General features: G+C 62.5%; 18 protein-coding genes. 8 read left to right on the forward strand and 10 right to left on the reverse strand.

Features of this window, described 5'->3' with window-relative positions:
• Positions 1-10: 10 nt before the first annotated feature.
• From pdhA to gap (E2K80_RS02905), 7 genes are all read right to left on the reverse strand, one after another.
• On the reverse strand, positions 11-1,018 hold the full coding sequence (pdhA, locus tag E2K80_RS02880; RefSeq protein WP_135372588.1) for a pyruvate dehydrogenase (acetyl-transferring) E1 component subunit alpha: 1,008 nt from the start codon (positions 1,016-1,018) through the stop codon (positions 11-13).
• 457 nt (positions 1,019-1,475) lie between these two features.
• A complete protein-coding gene (locus E2K80_RS02885; RefSeq protein WP_135372589.1) occupies positions 1,476-1,769 on the reverse strand; it encodes an FtsB family cell division protein in 294 nt (97 codons plus the stop codon).
• 159 nt (positions 1,770-1,928) lie between these two features.
• The gene (locus E2K80_RS02890; protein ID WP_135372590.1) at positions 1,929-2,819 is read right to left on the reverse strand and encodes a fructose bisphosphate aldolase; all 891 of its coding nucleotides are present in this window, start codon (positions 2,817-2,819) and stop codon (positions 1,929-1,931) included.
• 225 nt (positions 2,820-3,044) lie between these two features.
• Entirely contained in the window at positions 3,045-4,223 is a 1,179-nt protein-coding gene (locus tag E2K80_RS02895) for a phosphoglycerate kinase (protein ID WP_135372591.1), read from the reverse strand.
• Positions 4,224-4,304: 81 nt separating this feature from the next.
• Positions 4,305-5,309 carry a type I glyceraldehyde-3-phosphate dehydrogenase gene (gene gap, locus E2K80_RS02900; protein WP_135372592.1) on the reverse strand — a complete coding sequence of 335 codons (1,005 nt, stop codon included), beginning with the start codon at positions 5,307-5,309 and terminating at the stop codon, positions 4,305-4,307.
• Positions 5,310-5,500: 191 nt separating this feature from the next.
• On the reverse strand, positions 5,501-5,644 hold the full coding sequence (locus tag E2K80_RS19025) for a hypothetical protein (RefSeq protein WP_168193082.1): 144 nt from the start codon (positions 5,642-5,644) through the stop codon (positions 5,501-5,503).
• A 67-nt stretch (positions 5,645-5,711) separates the two neighbouring features.
• Complete coding sequence (gene gap / locus E2K80_RS02905; RefSeq protein ID WP_135372593.1) at positions 5,712-6,716, reverse strand: type I glyceraldehyde-3-phosphate dehydrogenase; 1,005 nt, start codon at positions 6,714-6,716, stop codon at positions 5,712-5,714.
• Positions 6,717-6,938: 222 nt separating this feature from the next.
• Here gap (E2K80_RS02905) and E2K80_RS02910 point away from each other — a divergent pair, with 222 nt between their 5' ends.
• Positions 6,939-7,913, forward strand: coding sequence for a DUF808 domain-containing protein (locus tag E2K80_RS02910; RefSeq protein WP_135372595.1), 975 nt, complete (start codon positions 6,939-6,941; stop codon positions 7,911-7,913).
• 141 nt (positions 7,914-8,054) lie between these two features.
• Here E2K80_RS02910 and tkt read toward each other — a convergent pair whose 3' ends face one another.
• The gene (gene tkt / locus E2K80_RS02915; RefSeq protein WP_443216546.1) at positions 8,055-10,082 is read right to left on the reverse strand and encodes a transketolase; all 2,028 of its coding nucleotides are present in this window, start codon (positions 10,080-10,082) and stop codon (positions 8,055-8,057) included.
• A 259-nt stretch (positions 10,083-10,341) separates the two neighbouring features.
• Here tkt and E2K80_RS02920 point away from each other — a divergent pair, with 259 nt between their 5' ends.
• From E2K80_RS02920 to E2K80_RS02930, 3 genes are all read left to right on the forward strand, one after another.
• Positions 10,342-11,199 carry a hypothetical protein gene (locus E2K80_RS02920; protein WP_135372597.1) on the forward strand — a complete coding sequence of 286 codons (858 nt, stop codon included), beginning with the start codon at positions 10,342-10,344 and terminating at the stop codon, positions 11,197-11,199.
• Complete coding sequence (locus E2K80_RS02925; protein ID WP_135372608.1) at positions 11,192-11,614, forward strand: cell division protein ZapA; 423 nt, start codon at positions 11,192-11,194, stop codon at positions 11,612-11,614. Before E2K80_RS02920 ends, E2K80_RS02925 begins: the two co-directional genes overlap by 8 nt.
• Positions 11,615-11,957: 343 nt before the next feature.
• Positions 11,958-12,374 carry a VOC family protein gene (locus E2K80_RS02930; RefSeq protein WP_135372615.1) on the forward strand — a complete coding sequence of 139 codons (417 nt, stop codon included), beginning with the start codon at positions 11,958-11,960 and terminating at the stop codon, positions 12,372-12,374.
• Between the two features lie 444 nt (positions 12,375-12,818).
• On the opposite strand, the gene E2K80_RS02935 is transcribed toward E2K80_RS02930, so the two are convergent.
• Positions 12,819-13,484 carry an SDR family NAD(P)-dependent oxidoreductase gene (locus E2K80_RS02935; protein ID WP_135372617.1) on the reverse strand — a complete coding sequence of 222 codons (666 nt, stop codon included), beginning with the start codon at positions 13,482-13,484 and terminating at the stop codon, positions 12,819-12,821.
• Between the two features lie 129 nt (positions 13,485-13,613).
• Here E2K80_RS02935 and E2K80_RS02940 point away from each other — a divergent pair, with 129 nt between their 5' ends.
• Entirely contained in the window at positions 13,614-14,216 is a 603-nt protein-coding gene (locus E2K80_RS02940) for a biotin transporter BioY (RefSeq protein WP_135372619.1), read from the forward strand.
• 154 nt (positions 14,217-14,370) lie between these two features.
• Here the strand turns inward: E2K80_RS02940 and pepN are convergent, their stop codons facing one another.
• Positions 14,371-16,974: an aminopeptidase N gene (gene pepN, locus E2K80_RS02945; protein WP_135372621.1), complete on the reverse strand. Its 2,604-nt coding sequence runs from the start codon at positions 16,972-16,974 to the stop codon at positions 14,371-14,373.
• A gap of 160 nt (positions 16,975-17,134) precedes the next feature.
• On the opposite strand from pepN, the gene E2K80_RS02950 reads away from it, so the two are divergent.
• From E2K80_RS02950 to E2K80_RS02960, 3 genes are all read left to right on the forward strand, one after another.
• The gene (locus tag E2K80_RS02950; RefSeq protein ID WP_135372623.1) at positions 17,135-19,282 is read left to right on the forward strand and encodes a malate synthase G; all 2,148 of its coding nucleotides are present in this window, start codon (positions 17,135-17,137) and stop codon (positions 19,280-19,282) included.
• 156 nt (positions 19,283-19,438) lie between these two features.
• The gene (locus tag E2K80_RS02955) at positions 19,439-19,864 is read left to right on the forward strand and encodes a GlcG/HbpS family heme-binding protein (RefSeq protein ID WP_135372625.1); all 426 of its coding nucleotides are present in this window, start codon (positions 19,439-19,441) and stop codon (positions 19,862-19,864) included.
• Entirely contained in the window at positions 19,861-20,241 is a 381-nt protein-coding gene (locus tag E2K80_RS02960; protein ID WP_135372627.1) for a RidA family protein, read from the forward strand. The genes E2K80_RS02955 and E2K80_RS02960 overlap by 4 nt, the downstream gene beginning before the upstream one ends.
• Positions 20,242-20,254 lie beyond the last annotated feature (13 nt).

Here is a 20,254-nt window from a genome sequence, read left to right on the forward strand (position 1 = left end):
CGCGTCTCCCTCAGGCGTCGGCGTAGATATCGGTCCAGAGCTCTTCGAGCGCCGGTTCCGGGCTGGTTTTGGCGAATTCGGCGGCCTCGTTCACAACCGCCTTGATGTCCTTGTCGATGGCTTTCAGATCCTCTTCGGTCGCGTGTTTGCCCTGTAGCAGCAGATCGCGCACATGTTCGATCGCGTCGCGTTCCTCGCGCATTTTCTGCACCTCTTCCCGGGTGCGGTATTTGGCCGGGTCCGACATGGAATGCCCGCGATAGCGATAGGTCTTGATTTCCAGAATATAGGGGCCCTTGCCCGCGCGGCAGTGGGCGACGGCTTTCTCGCCTGCGGCTTTCACCGCCAGCACATCCATGCCGTCAACCTCTTCTCCGGGGATGCCATAGGCGGCGCCGCGCTGCCAGTATGACGGCGATTTGGTGGAGCGTTGGGTCGAGGTGCCCATGGCGTACTGGTTGTTTTCAATCACGAACACAACCGGCAGGTCCCAAAGCTCGGCCATGTTATAGGCCTCGTAAACCTGGCCCTGATTGGCCGCGCCATCGCCGAAATAGGTGAAGGTGACGCGCCCGTTCTCCAGATATTTATCCGCGAAGGCGAGGCCTGCACCAATCGGCACCTGGGCGCCAACGATGCCATGCCCGCCATAAAAATGCTTCTCTTTCGAGAACATGTGCATCGAGCCGCCCTTGCCCTTGGAATAACCGCCCTCGCGACCGGTCAATTCGGCCATCACGCCTTTGGGATCCATGCCGCAGGCCAGCATATGGCCATGGTCGCGATAGGAGGTGACACGTTTGTCGCCCTCTTCGGCCGCGGCTTCCAGCCCGACAACAACCGCTTCCTGACCGATATAGAGATGGCAGAACCCGCCGATCAGCCCCATGCCGTAAAGCTGGCCTGCCTTTTCCTCAAATCTGCGGATCAGCAGCATTTCGCGGTAATATTTCAGCAGGTCTTCGGCGGACATATTCGGTTTCGCAGCCGATTTCGCCGTTGTTTTGCGTGCAGCCATGCCAGGGGCACCTCCAGCCTTGGGTCTCGTACAGTGTTTGGCGATCCGTTAACCGTCATTCCCACCCCTTGCGAGGACTTGAACAGGCGGGCCCGTCATGGTCGGGCGAGGCAGGGCGAAACACTATAGTTTAATGTTGAACTACCTTTAACAAAGCCTGTCGCGAATTGCACCAGTGGATTCGCACCGGGTCGCATTTCTGTGAAATTCCCATTTCCCCTGCATATTCAGCCGATGTGCAGAGGGCGGAACCGTAGATGCCGGAATTCTCGAGAATTCCGTTTGGAAAACTGGAGTTTTCCGGGGATTCGGATGCACCTGGAATTCTCGCGAATTCCAGACGAAAAACAGGTGTTTTTCGCTGTAGGGAAAGCAATCGCCTGGCAGGGTTTTGTGAGTCAGGTGTTGCACAGGGAGGGGTTGGCGTTTTCCGCCCCGTCGGGTCGCCATAAAAGCGTTACGGCAGCACGATATCATCCGCCCTGACATAGCCCAGAACATTGCGGGCCTGTTCATCCAGCAGGTCCAGATCCAGATATTCATCTGACATCCGCCAGGTCAGGATTTCCATTTCCGTGGTTTCTTCCTGCAACGCGGCCAGCGCGTCAGTCAGGCTTTCCACTTCCGCCTCCACCTGAATGCGGTGGAACAACCCGTAATTGCCCTGAACGGCGGAAAAGGTGAAATAGGCGCCCACGAACAGAAGTGCCATGGGTATCAACAGCCCGGAAACGGAGCGTTTTTTGGTCATCTGTATGTGCCGCCTCATGAACGCGCCGCCTCTGACGGGCGACTGCATGGCAGAGATTCGCACAGCTCAACGCAAAAGGGAATCCCCTGAAATCAAAATGTTGCAGCAGACAGGCAGAGGCGCCGGAAAACCCGTATCGCGACATATATGCTTTGCGTCTTAACCGGCGACGGAGGCTGCACAAATCGAGTCGATGGAGGACGCGATGGCGGTGTTGAACTCCGCCTCAGTCTGCCGGGCTGAAAGCCCCTCGGTCAGGGCGCGGGAGAAACTGGCGATCATCCCCGCATTCCCGGCCAGCTTCGCATTCGCCTCTGTGCGCGCATAGCCGCCGGACAGGGCCACAACCCGCATCACACCCGGATGATCCACCAGCGGTTTATAAAGATTGGGCTGATCCGGCAGGGTCAGTTTCAACATCACCTGCTGGCCTGCGGGCAGAGCATCAAGCTGTTTGGTGATCGCTGTCAGAAGCAGGGTTTCGGCCTCGGCCTTATCGGCGATGGAGATGGAGATTTCAGGTTCGATGATCGGCATCAGCCCCTTGGCGGATACCTGGGCGGCGACTTCGAATTGCTGGGCCACATTGGCGGCAATGCCGCTGGCTGAGGCGCCGTTGATGACCGACCGCATCTTGGTGCCAAAAACACCGGCGGCACCGGCGCGGTCCAGCAGCGTATCCAGCCCGGGCATCGGTTTCATCAGCTGAACACTGTCCTCTTCCGCCTCAAGCCCCTTGTCGATTTTCAGAAACGGGACAACGCCACGCTCTTCCCACAGATATTGCGCCGAGGGTTTGCCGCCGATTTCCCGGTCCATCGTCATCTCGAACAGGATCGCGCCGATCACCTTCGCCCCGGTAAAGGCGGGCGCCATGGCGATGCGCGACCGCATGCCGTGGATCAGGTCGAACATCTCTGCGTCAGAGGCATAGGCGTCTGCCCCGATCCCATAGAGGCCAAGCGCCTTCGGCGTCGAGCCACCGCTCTGGTCCAGGGCGGCGATGAAACCGGGGGCCGAGGTCATTTGGGCGGCTTGGGCATCGGTCATGGGATAAGGCCTTTGGTTTGAAATAACATATGGCCCTGTCCTATGCGGTGCGGCCATGGCGGGCAAGATTGGTGGCGCTAACGCCGGCGCGGTTTTGCCGGAACATACTGTTTTCAGGGTGTGCGGCCCCGTGCATGACATGCCCGTGCCGCGTGGCAGAACGGGTTCAGACAAAAACCCTGACCCCGTCAGAAAGGCGGACCCCGTCTGCTTTTTCTCTCTGCCTCACCCTTCCAAGGCGGCGACGCCGGGCAGGGTTTTGCCCTCCATCCATTCCAGAAACGCGCCGCCTGCGGTGGAGATATAGGTGAACCCGTCCCCATGTCCGGCGGCGTTGATTGCCGCGACGGTATCCCCGCCACCGGCGATCGAGACCAGTTTGCCGGTCCCGGTCAGGCGGGCGATCTCCTCGACCAGGGCAAAGGTGGCGCGGTGAAACGGTGCCATCTCGAACACGCCCAGCGGGCCGTTCATCACCACGGTGCGGGTATCGGCGAGACGCGCGGCGATATGTGCGGAGGTCTCGGGCCCCGCATCAAGGATCATGGCATCGGCGGGGCAGGCGCTGACCGGGACGGTCTGGTGCGCGGCGTGTTCCCTGAATTCGGTTGCCACGACGATATCACTTGGCAGCACGATCTCGCATCCCGCGGCACGGGCCCTGGCCAGAATGTCCCGCGCGGTGTCGGCCATGTCATGTTCCGCGAGCGATTTGCCCACATTGACGCCCTGCGCGGCCAGGAATGTGTTGGCCATGCCGCCGCCGATCACCAGCATGTCGGTCTTTGAGACAAGATTGCCCAGAAGCGCCAGTTTGGTGGAGACTTTGGCCCCCCCCACAATCGCCATCACCGGAGGCTGCGGGGTGCCAAGTGCGGCCTCCAGCGCGCTGAGTTCCGCCTGCATCAGACGACCGGCACAGGCGGGCAGAAGCCGCGCAATGCCTTCGGTCGAGGCATGGGCCCGATGCGCGGCGGAAAACGCATCATTGCAGAACACATCACCAAGGGAGGCCAGAAACCCGGCCATTTGCGGGTCATTGGCCTCTTCCATCGGCGTGAAACGGGTGTTTTCGACAAGGATCACCGCATCCGCCGGTTCCGCCTCAAGAGCCTCGCGGCCTGGTCTCTCAATGAAGGTGACGGGCTGACCGAGGGCTGTTTCAAGCGCGGGCAGGGTGACACGCAGCGACATCTCAGGCACCGGTTTGCCCTTGGGGCGACCGAAATGGGCGAGCAGAACAGGTTTCCCGCCTTTGGCCTGAATATCCCTGATGGTCGGTATGATCCGGTCAATCCGGGTGGTGTCGGTGACCTGGCCGTTTTCGACCGGCACATTGATATCGACACGGGTGAGCACGATCTTGCCCGCAAGCTCCATGTCGTCGAGGGTTTTCCAGGTCATGCATATCTCCGTGAACCGAAAGGCAGGGCGCAGGAGTTCTTAAGAACTCCTGCTGGTTTCCTCAAGGAAACCGACCCCGTGTCAAAGATATTTGCCCATTTCAACCGCTGTATCCGACATCCGGCAGGAAAATCCCCATTCATTGTCATACCAGCTCAGCACCCGGCACATATTGCCATCCATCACCTTGGTCTGATCGGTGGCAAAGATCGAACTGTGGGAATCATGGTTGAAATCCATCGAGACAAGCTTGTCATCGGTGACGCCCAGAATGCCTTTCAGCGGGCCGTTCGCGGCAGCGGCATGGATCGCGGCATTGATCTCTTCCGCAGATGTGTCGCGGCTGGCCTCAAACGTCAGATCGACAACCGACACATTGGGTGTGGGCACCCGGATCGCCACGCCATCCAGCTTGCCGTTCAGCTCGGGCAGCACCAGACCCACGGCCTTGGCCGCCCCGGTCGAGGTCGGGATCATGCTGAGCGCGGCGGCGCGCGCGCGGTAGAGATCCTTGTGCATCGTGTCCAGCGTTGGCTGGTCGCCGGTATAGGAATGGATCGTGGTCATGAAACCGCGTTTCAGGCCCACGGCGTCATTCAGAACCTTGGCCACGGGCGACAGGCAATTGGTGGTGCAGGAGGCATTCGAGACAATGACTTTATCCGCGTCCAGCACCTCATGGTTCACCCCGTAGACAATGGTCGCATCCGCATTCGCGCCCGGGGCCGAGATCAGCACCCGGGAGGCGCCGTTTTCCAGATGCGCCGCGCAGGCCTCTTTCGACGTGAAGATGCCGGTGCATTCCAGAACGATATCCACATCCGCCCAGGGCAGATCGGCGGGGTTGCGGATGGCGGTCACCGCCATCGGCCCCCGGCCCACATCCATGCTGGTCTCGGTGGTGGTGACGGTGGCGGGGAACCGGCCATGGACACTGTCAAAGCGCAGCAGATGGGCATTGGTTTCAACCGGGCCCAGATCGTTGATCGCAATCACCTCGATATCCGTGCGTCCCGATTCTATGATCGCGCGCAGGACGTTTCGGCCGATCCTCCCGAACCCGTTGATTGCAACTTTGACGGCCATCTGAGCCTCCTCAATCCTGATGTGATCCTGACACCACTATGCAGATTTTTCCGGGGCGTGGCATCTGTTAGCGGTAACATGGGCCTTGTAACGCCCTGATGACCGGTTGGAAAGGGGGCCCTGACCGGGCGGCCACGATGTCGCCCCGGGGTCTGATTGCAGGCGGTCTTGCCGATCCGGCTTGGCGCGGATCAGCGCCAGAAGGCGACCCAGTCCAGTACGCCCAGCATCAGCCGGCCCAGGATCAGCGGCAAGCCCCAGTCAAAGACAAAATGATCCGCCGCAAAGATCGCGATGATCACGGCGGCCAGCCAGGCGGCGACGGTGTTGGTCATTCCCGATGATCCCCGGGCGATTGCTCAAGGGGGCAGACTGGGGCGGGGCGGGCGCGGGCGCAACCCCTCAGTGCAGCAAACGGCCCATGGCGCCTGCCACATCGGCCATCCGCACCGAGAACCCCCATTCATTGTCATACCAGGCCAGCACCCGCACCGTGCGCCCGCCCACAACCTTGGTCTGGTCCGGCGCAAAGATCGAGGAATGGCTGGTATGGTTGAAATCAATGGAAACCTTGGCCTCGGGGTCATAGGCCAGAACCGCGCCCATATGGCCTTGCGCGGCCTCGGCCACCACGGCGTTGACCTCCTCCACCGAGGTCTCGCGCCCGGCCTCGAAGGTCAGATCGACGGCAGAGACATTCGGCGTGGGCACCCGAAGCGCGGAGCCGTCAAGCTTGCCCTCCAGTTCCGGCAGCACCTCTTTCAGGGCCTTTGCCGCACCGGTCGAGGTCGGGATCATTGCCAGGGCCGCCGCCCGCGCGCGATAGAGATCGCCGTGCCGACGGTCCAGCGTGGGCTGATCGCCCGTATAGCTGTGGATCGTGGTCATGATCCCACGCTCGATGCCGATGGCATCATTCAGCACCTTTGCCAGCGGCGCCAGGCAATTGGTGGTGCAGGATCCGTTGGAGACCACGTGATGGTCGCGGGTCAGCTCCCGGTGGTTCACGCCATAGACCACGGTTTTATCCACATCGCGGGCCGGGGCCGAGACCAGAACCCGTTTCGCCCCCTGATCCAGATGCACCGCCGCCTGATCGCGGCTGTTGAATTTGCCGGTGCATTCCAGAACCACATCGCAGCCGGACCAGTCCAGCGCCCGGGGCTCATAGGTTGAAAACACCTTCATCGGCCCGCGCCCCAGATCAAGCGTATCGCCCGAGACTCGGACCTCGCCGCCAAACCGGCCATGGATCGAGTCATATTTCAGGAGATGGGCATTTGTGTCGATCGGGCCGGTTGCATTGATCTTGACAACCTGCACGTCATTGCGCCCGCTTTCGGCGATATGGGCCAGCGTACAGCGCCCGATGCGGCCAAACCCGTTGATCCCGATTGTCACAGTCATGTCCACTCCTTCAGGGCGTGTTTCCGATGACCCCCACATGGCGCGGCATACAATGGTATTCTTTTCGGGAAAAGGTAAAAATCACGTGTTTTCTGTATGTTAGCGCAAACTTCCGATGTTGGCGCTAACGGGTGGGCAGGGCGTGTCAGTGCAGGCAATGATTGCCTTCCGGCAGGGAATGGGCCACGTCTGGTTTGCGAAACGCGGATAGGGCAGAGAATTATGAGCGGTCTTCTGGCGCTGTTGGATGATGTGGCGGGAATTGCCAAGATGGCAGCCGCGTCGGTTGATGATGTGGTCGGGCAGGCGGCCAAGGCCGGGGCCAAGGCGGCAGGTGCGGTGATCGACGATGCCGCCGTGACGCCGAAATATGTGCATGGGTTTGAGGCCCGGCGCGAATTGCCGATTGTCTGGCGCATCGCCCGCGGCTCGATCTTCAACAAACTGGTGATCCTGCTGCCTGTGGCGATGCTGTTATCGGTCTTCGCCCCATGGATGATCCCGCCGCTTCTGATGCTGGGCGGGGGCTATCTGTGTTTCGAAGGGGCCGAAAAGATCTGGCACAAGCTGAGCCCGGGCGGGCAGGGCCATGGCGGGGGGGATGTGATCCCGGAAGATGCGGCGCATCTGGAGGAGGAGAAGGTACAGGGCGCGATCAAGACCGATTTCATCCTGTCAGCCGAGATCATGACCATTGCGCTGGCCGCCCTTCCCGAAAGCGGGTTGTGGTTCAAGGCGGCGGCCCTGGGGCTTGTGGGCCTGGGGATCACGGTGCTGGTGTATGGCAGCGTCGCGTTGATTGTGAAGGCCGATGATGTGGGGCTGCATATGGCGGCAGCCGGGCGTCTGCGGGCCACGCGCGCGCTGGGCCGGGCCATTGTGCGCGGCATGCCGGGCTTCATGACCGGTCTGACCTGGGTGGGCACGGCGGCAATGCTGTGGGTTGGCGGGTCGATCATCCTCCACGGGCTGGCGGAACTGGGCTGGCACGCGCCCGAAGAGATGATCCATCATGCGGCCGAGGCGGTGGCGCATCTGGCGCCCGCTGATCTGAGAGGCGCGGTGGGCTGGGCCGTGAAGGCGGTGATCGACGGTGCTTTGGGCCTGATGCTGGGTTTTGTGCTGATCCCGCTGGCCACAAAGGTGATCAGCCCCGCGATCCGCGCGGTGACGGGGCGGGCGGCGAAGGGGCATTGATCGCGGGCGGCAATTGTGGGCGCAAAGCCGGGGCCGGGTGCGGGCGGGCCGGTTTGCGCAGCCTCCGGCGGAAGTATTTTTGAGATAGAGAAGGGGCGGGCAGGGCGGTGAGCGCCGCGCCTGCCGGATGTGCCGTCTGTGTTATGCCAGCAGGGATTTGGCCTTGTCGGCCACCGCTTCGGCGGTGATGCCGAAATGGGTATAAAGATCACCCGCCGGGGCGGAGCCGCCAAAGCCGTCCATGCCGATGAACCCCGCCTTTGCCGGTTTGCCGCGTTCACCAAAAAGCCAGCGATCCCAGCCAAAGCGCATGGCGGCCTCAACCGCCACCCGCACCGGGCCGCCCGGCAGAACCCGTTTGCGATAGGTTTCGGGCTGGGCCTCGAACAGCTCCCAGCAGGGCATGGAAACCACGCGGGTGCCGATGCCCCGGGCCTGAAGCAGATCGCGCGCCTCCATGGCGATGGACACTTCCGATCCGGTGGCCATGAGGATCACCTGGCGTTTGCCCTCGGCATCGGCCAGCACATAGCCACCCTGGGCGACCATGTTTCTGGTCTTATGATCAAGCCGCACCGTAGGCAGGCCCTGACGGCTGAGCGCCAGCACTGATGGTGTTGTCTTTTGTTCAAGTGCCAGTTCCCAGGCCTCGGCGGTTTCAACCGCATCTGCCGGGCGGAACAGCAGGCAGTTGGGTGTGGCGCGCAGCATGGCCAGATGTTCCACCGGCTGATGGGTGGGGCCATCTTCGCCCAGGCCGATGCTGTCATGGGTCATCACATATTGCACCGGCACCCCCATCAGCGCGCTGAGCCGGATCGCGCCGCGCGCGTAATCGGTGAAGCACATGAAGGTGCCGCCATAGGGCCGCACCCCCCCATGAAGCGCCATGCCGTTCATCGCCGCCGCCATGCCATGTTCGCGGATGCCGTAATGGATATGGCGGCCCTTGCGGTCTTCGGGGCCGAACATGCCGAGCCCCGCAGTTCTGGTGTTGTTCGACCCGGTCAGATCGGCAGAGCCGCCCAGGGTTTCCGGCACAATCGGGTTGATCACCTCCAACGCCATTTCGCTGGCCTTGCGGGTGGCCAGTTTGGGGGCGGTTTCAGATATCTGCTTTTTCAGGGCTTTGATCGTGGCCGAAAGCTTTTTGGGCAGATCGCCTGCGAAAGCCCGGGTGAAATTGGCCTGGCGGTTGGCGGATGTCAGGCCAAACTCGGTCTCCCATGCCTCGCGGGTTGCACGCCCCCGGGCGCCGATGGCTTCCCATTCCGCTTTCAGATCGGAGGGGATTTCGAACGGCCCGTAGGACCAGCCATAGGCGGCTTTGGTATCTGCGATCAATTTCGGATCGGTCAGCGCGCCATGGCCTTTGGCAGTATCCTGTGCGGCGGAGCCGAGGGCGATATGGGTCTTGCAGGCAATCATGGCCGGGCGGGGCGAGGCCTTTGCCTCGGTCAGCGCGCGGTCGATATCTACCGGGTCATGGCCGTCGCATTCGACCACATCCCAGCCCGAGGCCGCGAACCGGGCTTTCTGCTCGGTCCGGTCCGACAGGGCCACATCTCCGTCGATGGTGATGCCGTTATTGTCCCACATCACGATCAGCCGGCTCAGCTCCTGACGTCCGGCAAGGGCGATGGCCTCCTGGCTGATCCCTTCCATCAGGCAGCCATCGCCGGCGATGCAATAGGTGTGATGGTTGATCAGCTTGCGGCCCCAGCGGGCGCGGAGCGATTCCTCGGCCATGGCAAAACCCACCGCATTGGCGATCCCCTGACCCAGGGGGCCGGTGGTGGTTTCAATGCCGGTGGCATGGCCATATTCCGGGTGACCGGCGGTGATGGCGCCCAATTGGCGGAAATTCCTGATCTGGTCGAGGGTCATATCTGCATAGCCGGTCAGATGCAGCAGCGCATAGATCAGCATCGAGCCATGGCCCGCAGAGAGAATGAACCGGTCGCGGTTCGGCCAGTCAGGCGCTGCGGCATCAAAGCTCAGATGCTTTTCGAACAGAACCGTCGCCACATCGGCCATGCCCATGGGCATGCCGGAATGGCCGGAATTGGCCGCATGGACCGCATCCAGCGTCAGTGTGCGAATGCAGGTGGCGCGGGCCCAATGGGCGGGGTTCTTTGCGGCAAGGGCGGAAAGGTCCAATGTGGGCATCCTGTCTCAAATGGCGGTTGCGTGCGGCGGTGATAGCAGAGGCAAGGCGAAGTGCAAGCAGACCGGGTATGGGGGACGGTGATTTTGCCCCGAAATACGCCTGTCAGGGGCCAAAACAGCGGGAAATGGTTGCAAAATGGGGCTGGATGCGATTCGCTGTGGCAGAGGGTTCGGCATGTGGCACCACGCCCGCCGGGCAGGGCGAAAAACGGCCCCTTTCAAAGGGGCGCCAAAGAGAGACCGGGGACATCGACAGAGCATGAGCGATACCGCAGATATGGAGAAAATCTCCGCGCTGGAGGGGCGGCTGGCCGCCGCACTGGACAGGATTGCCGCGGGCATGGGCAGTTTGCGAAGCCAGGGCAGGGGCGAGGTTGAGGCCGCAACCGCCGCGCTGGAGGCCGCTGAGGCCCGCGCCGCCGAACTGGCCGCAAGGTTGTCTGAAACGGAAGGTGCCGATGGCGCGGCTTTGGCTGAAACCCAGGTTGCGCTGGCTGCCGAACAGGCGGCCCAGGCCGATCTGACGGAACAGCTTCGCGCGCTGGAGGCGTCGCGTCAGGCCAGCCAGGATGAACTGGCCCGTGTCGCCGCGGCCCATGAGGACCAATTGGCGGAGCTCAAGGGCGAATTGGAAGAGGCCCGCACCGCCAATGAAGAGTTGCGCGGGAAAATGGCGGAACTGGACGCAGCGGCAGGCAGCGTGACCAGCGACCCGGCGGATATAGAGACAATCACCCGGCTGGAAGGGGAGGTTGTGGTTCTGCGCCGCCGGGCCAAGCGCCTGCGGACTGAAAGCCAGGCCGCACAGCAGGCACGGGATGAAGCACAGGATGCGCTGGATGAGTTGCGCGCGCGCGAAGGGGATGGGGGGGCCGAAACAACCTTGCGCGGCGAATTGCGCCAGTTGCGCCTTGCCAATGCGGCGCTGCGCGATGCCAGTCAGGAAATGCGTCAGATCGCGGCCAGGGGCGATGCGGTGGACCCGGATCTGCTGAACGCGGCGATGGCCGCTGAACTGGTCACCCTGAAGGCCGAACGGGCGGCAGATGCGGCGGAGATGCAGGATATTCTTGACGAACTGACCCCTTTGGTAAGTGGAGACAACGCCAATGCCTGAACTGGATATCGAAATCGGCGGCCGCAGTTTCGCCGTGGCCTGCCAGGAGGGCGAAGAGGTGTTTCTGGAAGCGGCGGGCCGCATGCTGGACAGGGAGGCCGCCGTCATTCTGGGCCAGGTCGGGCGGATGCCGCCGGAACGCATGCTGCTGATGGCGGGCCTGATGCTGGCCGACAAGACCGCCGGTCTGGAAGAGGATCTGCGCTGCATGCAGGGCGAGGCCGAAGAGATGCAGGCAGCCCTGACTGCGGCGCAGGGCAAGCTTGACGACCGGGCCCGCCGGATCACGGAACTGGAAGAGGCCGCACCGCCCGCCGAGATCACGGTGATCCCGGCGCAGGTGACCGATGCCCTGGCCGAACTGGCCGCCCGGGCCGAGGCATTGGCCAATGAGATGGATGCCGAAGCGGGCTGATATGAACCGTCGCGCAGCTTTGACATGATGTGGCAGACTTCCCGGACCAAATCATATAGGCATGTCAGTTATTTATGGCCCAGAGGTCAGGGGCGGGTGTACGGAATAAAGTGAGATTTCGCTGCAACTGCTCCGATGACCGCTTTCGGGGATGAATTCAACATTCAACATATAGTCTTTTTCGGTGTGATATTGCCTGCGCATGAAGGATTACTTTGGGTCTTCAGCCGCAGGATGCCTAAATGATCGATCATGTCGCGGTTATTGAACCGGATTATGTGTTGGCCTACCACAATGCTGTAAACGCATTGCAACAACCAAACTTCCGGAAAGGACGCGCAGCATGATTGCCTATGTCACGGTCGGTGCCGATGACATCGCTCGCGCGAAGCGGTTTTACTCTGCATTCCTGCCAGCGCTTGATTACGACCTGAAGGAAAGTTCTGAGGGCCTGAGCTACGCACTGCCCGCCGGGCCGGGTCAGTCTGCCGTTTTGCCGGATTTCTACGTTAAACCAACTTTCGATGGACGTCCGGCCTCGGCCGGGAACGGCACTATGATCGCATTCGAGGCGCACAATCAAAAGCAGGTTCGCGACCTTCACTCCGCCGCGCTTGCCGCAGGCGGTTCGGATGAGGGCCAGCCGGGTTTCCGTGCCTCCTATGGACCCCATTTCTATGTTGGCTACCTGCGCGACCCCCAAGGCAACAAGATCGCCCTGTTCTCCAGCGACCCGGACGAACCCGGACGCGACGGATAATGCTAGAGCAGAAATCGTTTCATCTGAATCAAAATTCTCTGCCTCCGGGTCAGAAAGCTACTGATCCAATGCGTTTCAACAGTAAGTCGAAACGCTATAGAACGCGAATTTTGATGAGCGGTGGTGCAGAATAAAACGATTTCGCTATAGTTTCGCGGGCGATAAAAGCGCTTCGCCGCACTACAGAAAACCGGCAAAGCGGGCTCGTCTGACATTTCCGCTGCAAACCGCCCGATCCACAGCGTCTCCAGGTTTCGCATGTTTGGTTTAAAGCACCCTGCCTTAAACTTGAATCACAAATACCCTGCCACGCTTCGCGTTCCCGGGACATTTGTGATGCGCGATGTCTCAGGTTTAAGGCAGCATGCTGTAATGTCAGGGTGTGACGGTCAAAGCCGTCTGACGGCTGATCCTTTTCAGCATTTGGCCCTTCGCCGAACCGGGTTACGTGTCGAATACGGCTGGCAGAAGCCGTGCGGCTTCCTCCTTCGGGCTGGCCAGTCTGTCGCGGGGCTCACCGGGGTAGAACCGGGCGCGGATGGCGGTGGGCATCGGGGCCGGGCGCAGCAGGTGCACCGCCAGGCTGTCGCGCAGGGTTTCGGCCTGCCAGCTTTCCACCAGCGCCCGCCCGGCGGCTTTGGACAGTCCATAGGCGCTGGCGAATTTCGCGTCCCAGTCGCTGTCGAAAAACACCGCTTTCGGGGCCGGGCTGGGGGTGATCAGCGGATCGATCAGGGCGATCAGCCGGGCCAGGGCGCGGATATTGGTGGCGATCACCGTATCGAGATCATGTGCGGTCAGATGCGGGGTGGGGGTCAGGGCGCTGGCATGAAACGCTGTATGCACCCAGATATCCGCCTTGCCCCACCGGTCATGTATGGACCGGCAGAAATGGGCCATCGCATTCTCATCCGTCACATCCATCGGGGCCAGGGTGGCGCTGCCGCCTGCGGTCTGAATGCGGTCATCCAGCTCTTCCAGCCCGCCGATTGTGCGCGCCACCGCAACCACATGGGCGCCGCGACCCGCCAGCCATTCGGCACTGGCCGCGCCGATCCCCCGTGACGCGCCGGTGACCAGCGCGATCTGTCCATCAAGTCGGTTTTCCATGGCTGCCTCATGGCGGTTTCGGGGTGGCTTGACAAGACCGCCTGCCTGCGGCGGATCGCTTGACTTTGACCGGCCTGCACGGGACAAGGTTTCGCAACAGGATTTTACAGATGAAGTGAGGAGAGGCCGATGAGCCGCAACATGACCCTGAGCCAGGCCACATTCGGGACCGATGGCTTGCTGCGCAAGACCCTGATGGTGCTGGCTGGTACTTTGCTGATTGCCATGGCCGCGAAGGTCAGTGTGCCGCTCTGGCCCTCGCCGATGAGCTTGCAGACGCTGGCCATTCTGAGTGTCGGTTTTGCCTTTGGCTCGCGCATGGGCGCGGTGACATTGCTGGCCTATCTGGCCCAGGGATGGGCGGGCCTGCCGGTGTTCACGCCAACAACCGCGATTGGCCCGGCGGCCTTTGCCGGTCCGACGGCGGGGTTTCTGATCGGGTTTGTCGGCATGGCCTGGCTGGCGGGTTTCGCGGCTGAGCGTGGCCTGGCGCGGGGTGTGGTGACCACGGGGCTGTCGGCTCTGGTGATCTCGGCGCTGCTGTATCTGCCCGGCCTGGCCTGGCCGATGGCTGTGGCCGGCGCCCTTGGGGTTGAGGCCGGCTGGGTCGGCCTGCCCGCCGCGTCGGTCTGGGCCGGGTTTGTGGCCCCGTTCCTGATTGGCGATGCGATCAAGGCGGTGCTTGCCGCGCTGATCGTCACTGGGGCCTGGAAGGCGCTGGCGCGCCGTTAACGCCGTTTGCCAAAGATGCGAAAAACGCCGTCCGGGTTCGGGCGGCGTTTTTGTATGGGTATCTGGATTGGCGCGATGAAAGCCCCCGGTGGCTATTGTCTCGGATAAAGCATATGTGTGAATCCGAGGCCGGGAGGTTGAAATTTCCAATGCTTCAGGCAAGCATCCGTGCCGTCATCTCGGTCAGATCCGGGCTCAGCCCCCTGGTCTGCGCGATCCGGTTCAACGCCCCGGTCATCAGGGCCTGCCGGTCCGTATCGTACCGTTTCCATGTCTCGAACGCGGTGGACATGCGGGCGGCGGTTTGCGGGTTTGTCCGGTCAAGCCTGATCAGCCAGTCAGCCAGAAACCCATAACCCGCCCCGCTCGGGTCGTGGAACCCGGCCGGGTTGCCCGCGGTCAGCCCGCCGATCACGGCGCGGAACCGGTTGGGGTTTTTCCAGTCGAAGAGCGGATGCCCGGTCAGCGCTTCGGCGGTTGCAACGGCGACATCCGGCGCCGCATGGCTGACTTGCAGGGTGAACCATTTGTCCATCACCAGCCGGTCGCCCTGCCATTGGTCATGGAACTGCCCGGCGATATCCGGATCGCCCTGATCCAGCAGGCAGGCGAACCCGGCCAGCTGGTCGGTCATGTTCCCGGCCCCGTCGTAATGGGTCCGGGCGCGGGCGCCCTGATCCAGATGGGCGGTCAGGCCAAGGGCGGTGTTGCGCAAGGCGCGTTTGCCCGCCTGGATGGCATCAGGGCTGTAATCCGGGCCCGGGTCCAGGGCGTCATAAAGCCGGTCAAGCACCGGGCGCAGATGGGTGCCGATGATCTCTTTCAGCGCTTTCCTTGTGGCGTGAATGGCGCTTGGGTCCGGCACCAGCCCATGTTCCAGCGCGCCCTGTGCGATGTCATCCTCTGACGGCAGCGCCAGGGCCAGGGCCCGGAAATCCGGGTCAAGACTGTCATCATCTGCCAGGTGCATAAGCCCATCAAGGAAAGCCGGGGCGGGGGCGGTATTGGTGTCGGACAGCATGCCAAGCAGGGTTTCGCGGGCCAGGCTGCGCCCGGCTTCCCACCGGTTGAACGGGTCCGTGTCATGGGCCAGAAGCAGCGCGCGATCTGTGAAATCGGGTGTGTGGTCAAGGATGACCGGGGCCGAAAACCCGCGCAGAAGCGAGGGTACCGGCTTTTCGGCCAGCCCGCCGACGATGACCGTGGTTTCCGCATCCGCCAGTTCAATGACGCGGGTGGGGTGGGTTTCCACCCCCCGGGGGGACAGAAGACCAAAAGCGATGGGGATCAAAGCGGGCTCTTTCCGCGGCTGATCCGGGGTTGGCGGGATGGTCTGGCGAAGGGTCAGGCTGTAGGTGCCATTCCGGAACTGTTCCTCAAGTGTCACGCGCGGGGTGCCCGCCTGACTGTACCAGCGTTTGAACTGTGACAGATCGCGGCCGGTCGCATCCTCGAACACGGCCAGCCAATCCTCGATCGTGCAGGCCTGCCCGTCATGACGGTCGAAATAGAGCTGAAGCGCCTGGTCATACCCGTCCGGCCCGACAATCAGGCGCAGCATGCGGATCACCTCGGCGCCTTTTTCATAGACCGTGGCGGTGTAGAAATTGTTGATTTCCACATAATGTTCCGGGCGCACATTATGGGCCAGGGGGCCGGCATCCTCGCGGAACTGACGCGCGCGCAACTGCACCACATCCTCGATACGTTTCACCGGGGCGGATCGCATATCGGCGCTGAACTGCTGGTCCCGAAAGACGGTCAGGCCCTCTTTCAGGCACAGCTGGAACCAGTCGCGGCAGGTGATGCGGTTGCCGGTCCAGTTATGGAAATATTCATGGGCGATGATCCGTTCGATGAAATCGAAATCGCGGTCGGTGGCGGTTTCGGGGCTGGCCAGAACGAATTTCGAGTTGAAAACATTCAGGCCCTTGTTCTCCATCGCGCCCATGTTGAAATCATCCACGGCGACGATGTTGAACATCTCCAGATCATAGGCCCGCCGATAGACCTGTTCATCCCAGGTCATGGAGCGCTTCAGCGCATCCATCGCATAGGCGCATCGGTCCTCATCCCCGAGGCGGACCCAGATGTTGAGCGCGATATCCTTGGCCTCCATCGTGGTGAACCTGTCGGACACCGCCCTGAGATCACCGGCCACCAGCGCGAACAGATAGGCCGGTTTCGGCCATGGGTCATGCCAGGTGGTGGCGGAAACCGGCAGATTTCCGTCGGGATTTCTTGCGAAATCCGGGTCCTGCGGGTTGCCGTTGGACAGCATCACCGGAAGGGCGCTTTCAACCGTGACGGTGAAAGGCGCCATCACATCGGGGCGGTCCGGGTAATAGGTGATCTTGCGAAAGCCCTCGGCCTCGCATTGGGTGCAATACATGCCGTTCGACATATACAGCCCTTCCAGCGCGGTGTTGTCTTCCGGCGCGATCTCCACCTCGGCCTCCCAGGTGAAACTGTCGCCGGGAAGCCGCGCGGCGGGCACGGTCAGCCCGATCTCGGTCAGCAGATATTCATCTGTGTTCAGGGGGCTGTCGTCGATACGGGCCGAAATCAGCTTCAGGTTCTCGCCGTCCAGCACCAGATCACCCCGGTCACCACCATCGGGATTGGCGCGAAAGGTGATCCGGCTGCGGACGCGGGTGGCTTTCGGGTCCAGCCGGAAGCTCAGATGGACCGCGTCGATCAGATAGGCGGGGGGCTGGTAATCGGCCAGGTTTATGGTCTGCGGGGCGGCGTCTTTCACGGCGGGAAGCTCCGGCGAGGGCAATATGCAATCTGCGGGGACGGTAGGCCAGCCTGTCGCAGGGGGCAAGACGTCCGGCTTTCTTGCGTCCGGGACGGTTTGTTTCTACTGGAGAACGGGGCCGGATAAAGGCCGTCATGGAACAGGGCGAGGTGTCGAGATGACAGGACGGGTCGAGCGGGACGGGTTGCAGGTGGCCCCTGAACTTGCGGAGTTTCTGGAACAGCGGGCCCTGCCCGGAACCGGGGTGGACAAGGCCAGGTTCTGGGCCGGGTTTTCGGCCTTGCTGCACGAGGCGGCTCCGGAAAACCGGGCGCTTCTGGACCGGCGCGAAGAGATACAGGGCCGGATTGATGCCTGGCATATTGCCCGGCGCGGTCAGCCCCATGACCCGGATGCCTATCAGGCGTTTCTGGAAGAGATCGGTTATATCGTGCCGGACGGCGGCAATGTCGCGGTTGAAACCTCGTATATCGACCGCGAGATTGCCGAGGTGGCGGGCCCGCAACTGGTGGTGCCGGTGACCAATGCACGCTTTGCGCTGAACGCGGCGAATGCCCGCTGGGGCAGCCTGTATGATGCCTTTTACGGCACCGATGCGATCGGGTCTTTGCCGCCGGACGGGGGGTTTGACCAGGGGCGGGGCGCGCGGGTGGTGGCACGCGCAAGGGTGTTTCTGGATCAGGCCTTTCCGATTGCGGGGGCAAGCCATGCGGAGGCCGGGCGCTACCATGTGGAAAAGGGCGCGCTGCGGATCGACGGGGCGCCTTTGGTCAGCCCGGGGAAATTCGCCGGATATATGGGCGACCCAGAGGCGCCGGAGCGGGTGCTTCTGGTCAATCACGGGCTGCATGTGGAGCTGGTCTTTGACAGCGCCCATCCGATCGGCAGCCGGGACCGGGCCGGGCTGGCGGATATTCGGATGGAGGCGGCGGTTTCCGCGATCATGGATTGCGAGGATTCCGTGGCCTGCGTCGATGCGGCGGACAAGGTGCAGGCCTATGGCAACTGGCTGGGCCTGATGAAAGGCGATCTGGAGGAACGCTTCGAGAAAGGCGGCCGGATGATGACCCGGCGGCTGGCGGGCGATCTTGAATACACTGCCCCCGATGGCCGCCCGATGCAGGTGAACGCCCGGGCCCTGATGCTGGTCAGGAATGTGGGGCATCTGATGACCAACAAGGCGATCCTGCTGCGCGATGGGTCAGAGGCGTTTGAAGGGCTGATGGACGGGATGATCACCACGCTGATCGCCTGCCATGATCTGCGGAAAACCGGTGACGAGGCGCGTAACTCGGCCGCCGGATCGGTCTATGTGGTCAAGCCGAAGATGCACGGGCCTGACGAGGTGGGTTTTGCCGATGCCTGTTTCAGCCGGGTTGAGGCGGTGCTGGGGCTTGAGCGCTACACCGTGAAGCTGGGGATCATGGATGAGGAGCGCCGCACCTCGGTCAATCTCAAGGAATGCATCCGCGCCGCCAAACACCGCGTCGCCTTCATCAATACCGGGTTTCTGGACCGGACCGGGGATGAGATTCATACCTCGATGGAGGCGGGGCCGTTCAGCCGCAAGGATTTCATAAAGCAGAAACCCTGGATCGAGGCCTATGAAAGCCGGAATGTGGATATCGGGCTGGAATGCGGGCTGCGCGGGCGGGCGCAGATCGGCAAGGGCATGTGGGCGATGCCCGACAAGATGGCCGCGATGCTGGAGGCGAAGATCGGTCATCCGCGCGCGGGGGCAAATTGCGCCTGGGTGCCATCGCCCACAGCGGCGGTGCTGCACAGCCTGCATTATCATCAGGTGGATGTGGCGGACGTGCAGGCACGGCTGGCGAAAGGCGGGTTGCGGGCCCCGGTCTCGGCCTTGCTGGATATCCCGCTGGCGGCCCGCCGACGCTGGAGCGAGGCGCAGATTTTGCGCGAGCTGGAGAACAATGCCCAGGGTATTCTGGGCTATGTGGTGCGCTGGATTGATCAGGGTGTGGGGTGTTCCAAAGTGCCGGATATCCATGATGTGGGGCTGATGGAGGATCGGGCGACCTGCCGGATCTCGGCCCAGCATATGGCAAACTGGCTGCATCACGGGGTGGCGGATGAGGCACAGGTGATGGAGGTGATGCGCCGCATGGCCGAAGTGGTGGACGGCCAGAATGCGGGCGATCCCGCCTATACGCCGATGGCGCCGGGTTTCAACGGCCTCGCTTTCGCTGCGGCCTGCGATCTGGTGTTCAAGGGGCGGGATCAGCCCTCGGGCTATACCGAGCCGGTGCTCCATGCGCGGCGTCTGGAGTGGAAGGCGGAGTGAAGCCGGGGTTTTATCTGTGAGCATCGGGATGTTGGCGGGGGCAGATGCCTCCGGCGGCCATATTTGGGAAACAAAGAAGGGGCTGATGCGGGCCTGCCCGGGATCGGAGTATCCGGCAGCGGGGCGGTGTTTTGCCTGTATGGGGAGAGGTGAAGAATGGCGATTTCATTGGAACAGGCGCGGGTGATCGTGGCGGAGGCCCGCGCCAAAGGCCGGGAGTTGGGTCTGAAACCGCTTTCGGTGGTGGTGCTGGATGCGGGCGGTCATGTGCTGGCCTTCGAGCGGGAAGACGGCGCAGCCCCGGGCCGGTTCGAGATCGCGCAGGGCAAGGCCTATGGCGCGGTGATGCTGGGCATGCCCGGATCGGCGCAGATGGCGCGCGCGGAAAGCCAGGCCTATTTCATGGCCGCCGTGAATGGCGCCTATGGTGGCAAGGTGATCCCGGTGCCGGGTGGGGTTCTTGTAAAAGGTTCTGCGGGCGCGGTGATCGGCGCCGTGGGCGTAACCGGCGACACCTCGGAAAATGACGCAGAGGCCGCGCTGGCCGGGATCGCGGCGGCGGGGCTGGAGGGGGTGGCGTGACACGGCGGCTGATCAGTTCCGGCTCGGAGTTTGAGGCGCAGATTGGCTATGCGCGGGCGGTGGTCTGCGATGGCTGGGTCTTTGTCGCCGGGACCACCGGGTTTGAGTATGCCAGTATGGAGATCAGCGCGGATGTTGCGGTGCAGGCCGAACAGGCCTTTCGCAATATCGACGCGGCGCTGACAGAGGCAGGCGCGTCGATGGGCGATGTGGTCCGCGTGCGTTACATCCTGCCCGATGGTGCGGATTGGGAACCCTGCTGGCCGGTGACCCGCGCCTGGCTGGGCACGGCGCGCCCGGCGGCGACGATGATCATCGCCGCCCTGCAGGACCCGCGCATGAAGATCGAGATTGAAGTGACCGCGCATCTGCCGTGACTGCCCAAAATCC

This window comes from Rhodophyticola sp. CCM32 (genome assembly GCF_004751985.1).
GTDB lineage: Bacteria > Pseudomonadota > Alphaproteobacteria > Rhodobacterales > Rhodobacteraceae > Rhodophyticola.

Bases quoted from the DNA above. Each gene is read 5' to 3' on its own strand.
- E2K80_RS19025 (WP_168193082.1), bottom strand. From the start codon at position 5,644: ATGACCAACACCGTCGCCGCCTGGCTGGCCGCCGTGATCATCGCGATC.
- E2K80_RS02925 (WP_135372608.1), top strand. From the start codon at position 11,192: ATGCCTGAACTGGATATCGAAATCGGCGGCCGCAGTTTCGCCGTGGCC.
- E2K80_RS02935 (WP_135372617.1), bottom strand. From the start codon at position 13,484: ATGGAAAACCGACTTGATGGACAGATCGCGCTGGTCACCGGCGCGTCA.
- E2K80_RS02940 (WP_135372619.1), top strand. From the start codon at position 13,614: ATGAGCCGCAACATGACCCTGAGCCAGGCCACATTCGGGACCGATGGC.
- E2K80_RS02920 (WP_135372597.1), top strand. From the start codon at position 10,342: ATGAGCGATACCGCAGATATGGAGAAAATCTCCGCGCTGGAGGGGCGG.
- E2K80_RS02885 (WP_135372589.1), bottom strand. From the start codon at position 1,769: ATGACCAAAAAACGCTCCGTTTCCGGGCTGTTGATACCCATGGCACTT.
- gap (WP_135372593.1), bottom strand. From the start codon at position 6,716: ATGACTGTGACAATCGGGATCAACGGGTTTGGCCGCATCGGGCGCTGT.
- gap (WP_135372592.1), bottom strand. From the start codon at position 5,309: ATGGCCGTCAAAGTTGCAATCAACGGGTTCGGGAGGATCGGCCGAAAC.
- E2K80_RS02955 (WP_135372625.1), top strand. From the start codon at position 19,439: ATGGCGATTTCATTGGAACAGGCGCGGGTGATCGTGGCGGAGGCCCGC.
- E2K80_RS02895 (WP_135372591.1), bottom strand. From the start codon at position 4,223: ATGACCTGGAAAACCCTCGACGACATGGAGCTTGCGGGCAAGATCGTG.
- pdhA (WP_135372588.1), bottom strand. From the start codon at position 1,018: ATGGCTGCACGCAAAACAACGGCGAAATCGGCTGCGAAACCGAATATG.
- E2K80_RS02930 (WP_135372615.1), top strand. From the start codon at position 11,958: ATGATTGCCTATGTCACGGTCGGTGCCGATGACATCGCTCGCGCGAAG.
- E2K80_RS02950 (WP_135372623.1), top strand. From the start codon at position 17,135: ATGACAGGACGGGTCGAGCGGGACGGGTTGCAGGTGGCCCCTGAACTT.
- tkt (WP_443216546.1), bottom strand. From the start codon at position 10,082: ATGCCCACATTGGACCTTTCCGCCCTTGCCGCAAAGAACCCCGCCCAT.
- E2K80_RS02910 (WP_135372595.1), top strand. From the start codon at position 6,939: ATGAGCGGTCTTCTGGCGCTGTTGGATGATGTGGCGGGAATTGCCAAG.
- E2K80_RS02890 (WP_135372590.1), bottom strand. From the start codon at position 2,819: ATGACCGATGCCCAAGCCGCCCAAATGACCTCGGCCCCCGGTTTCATC.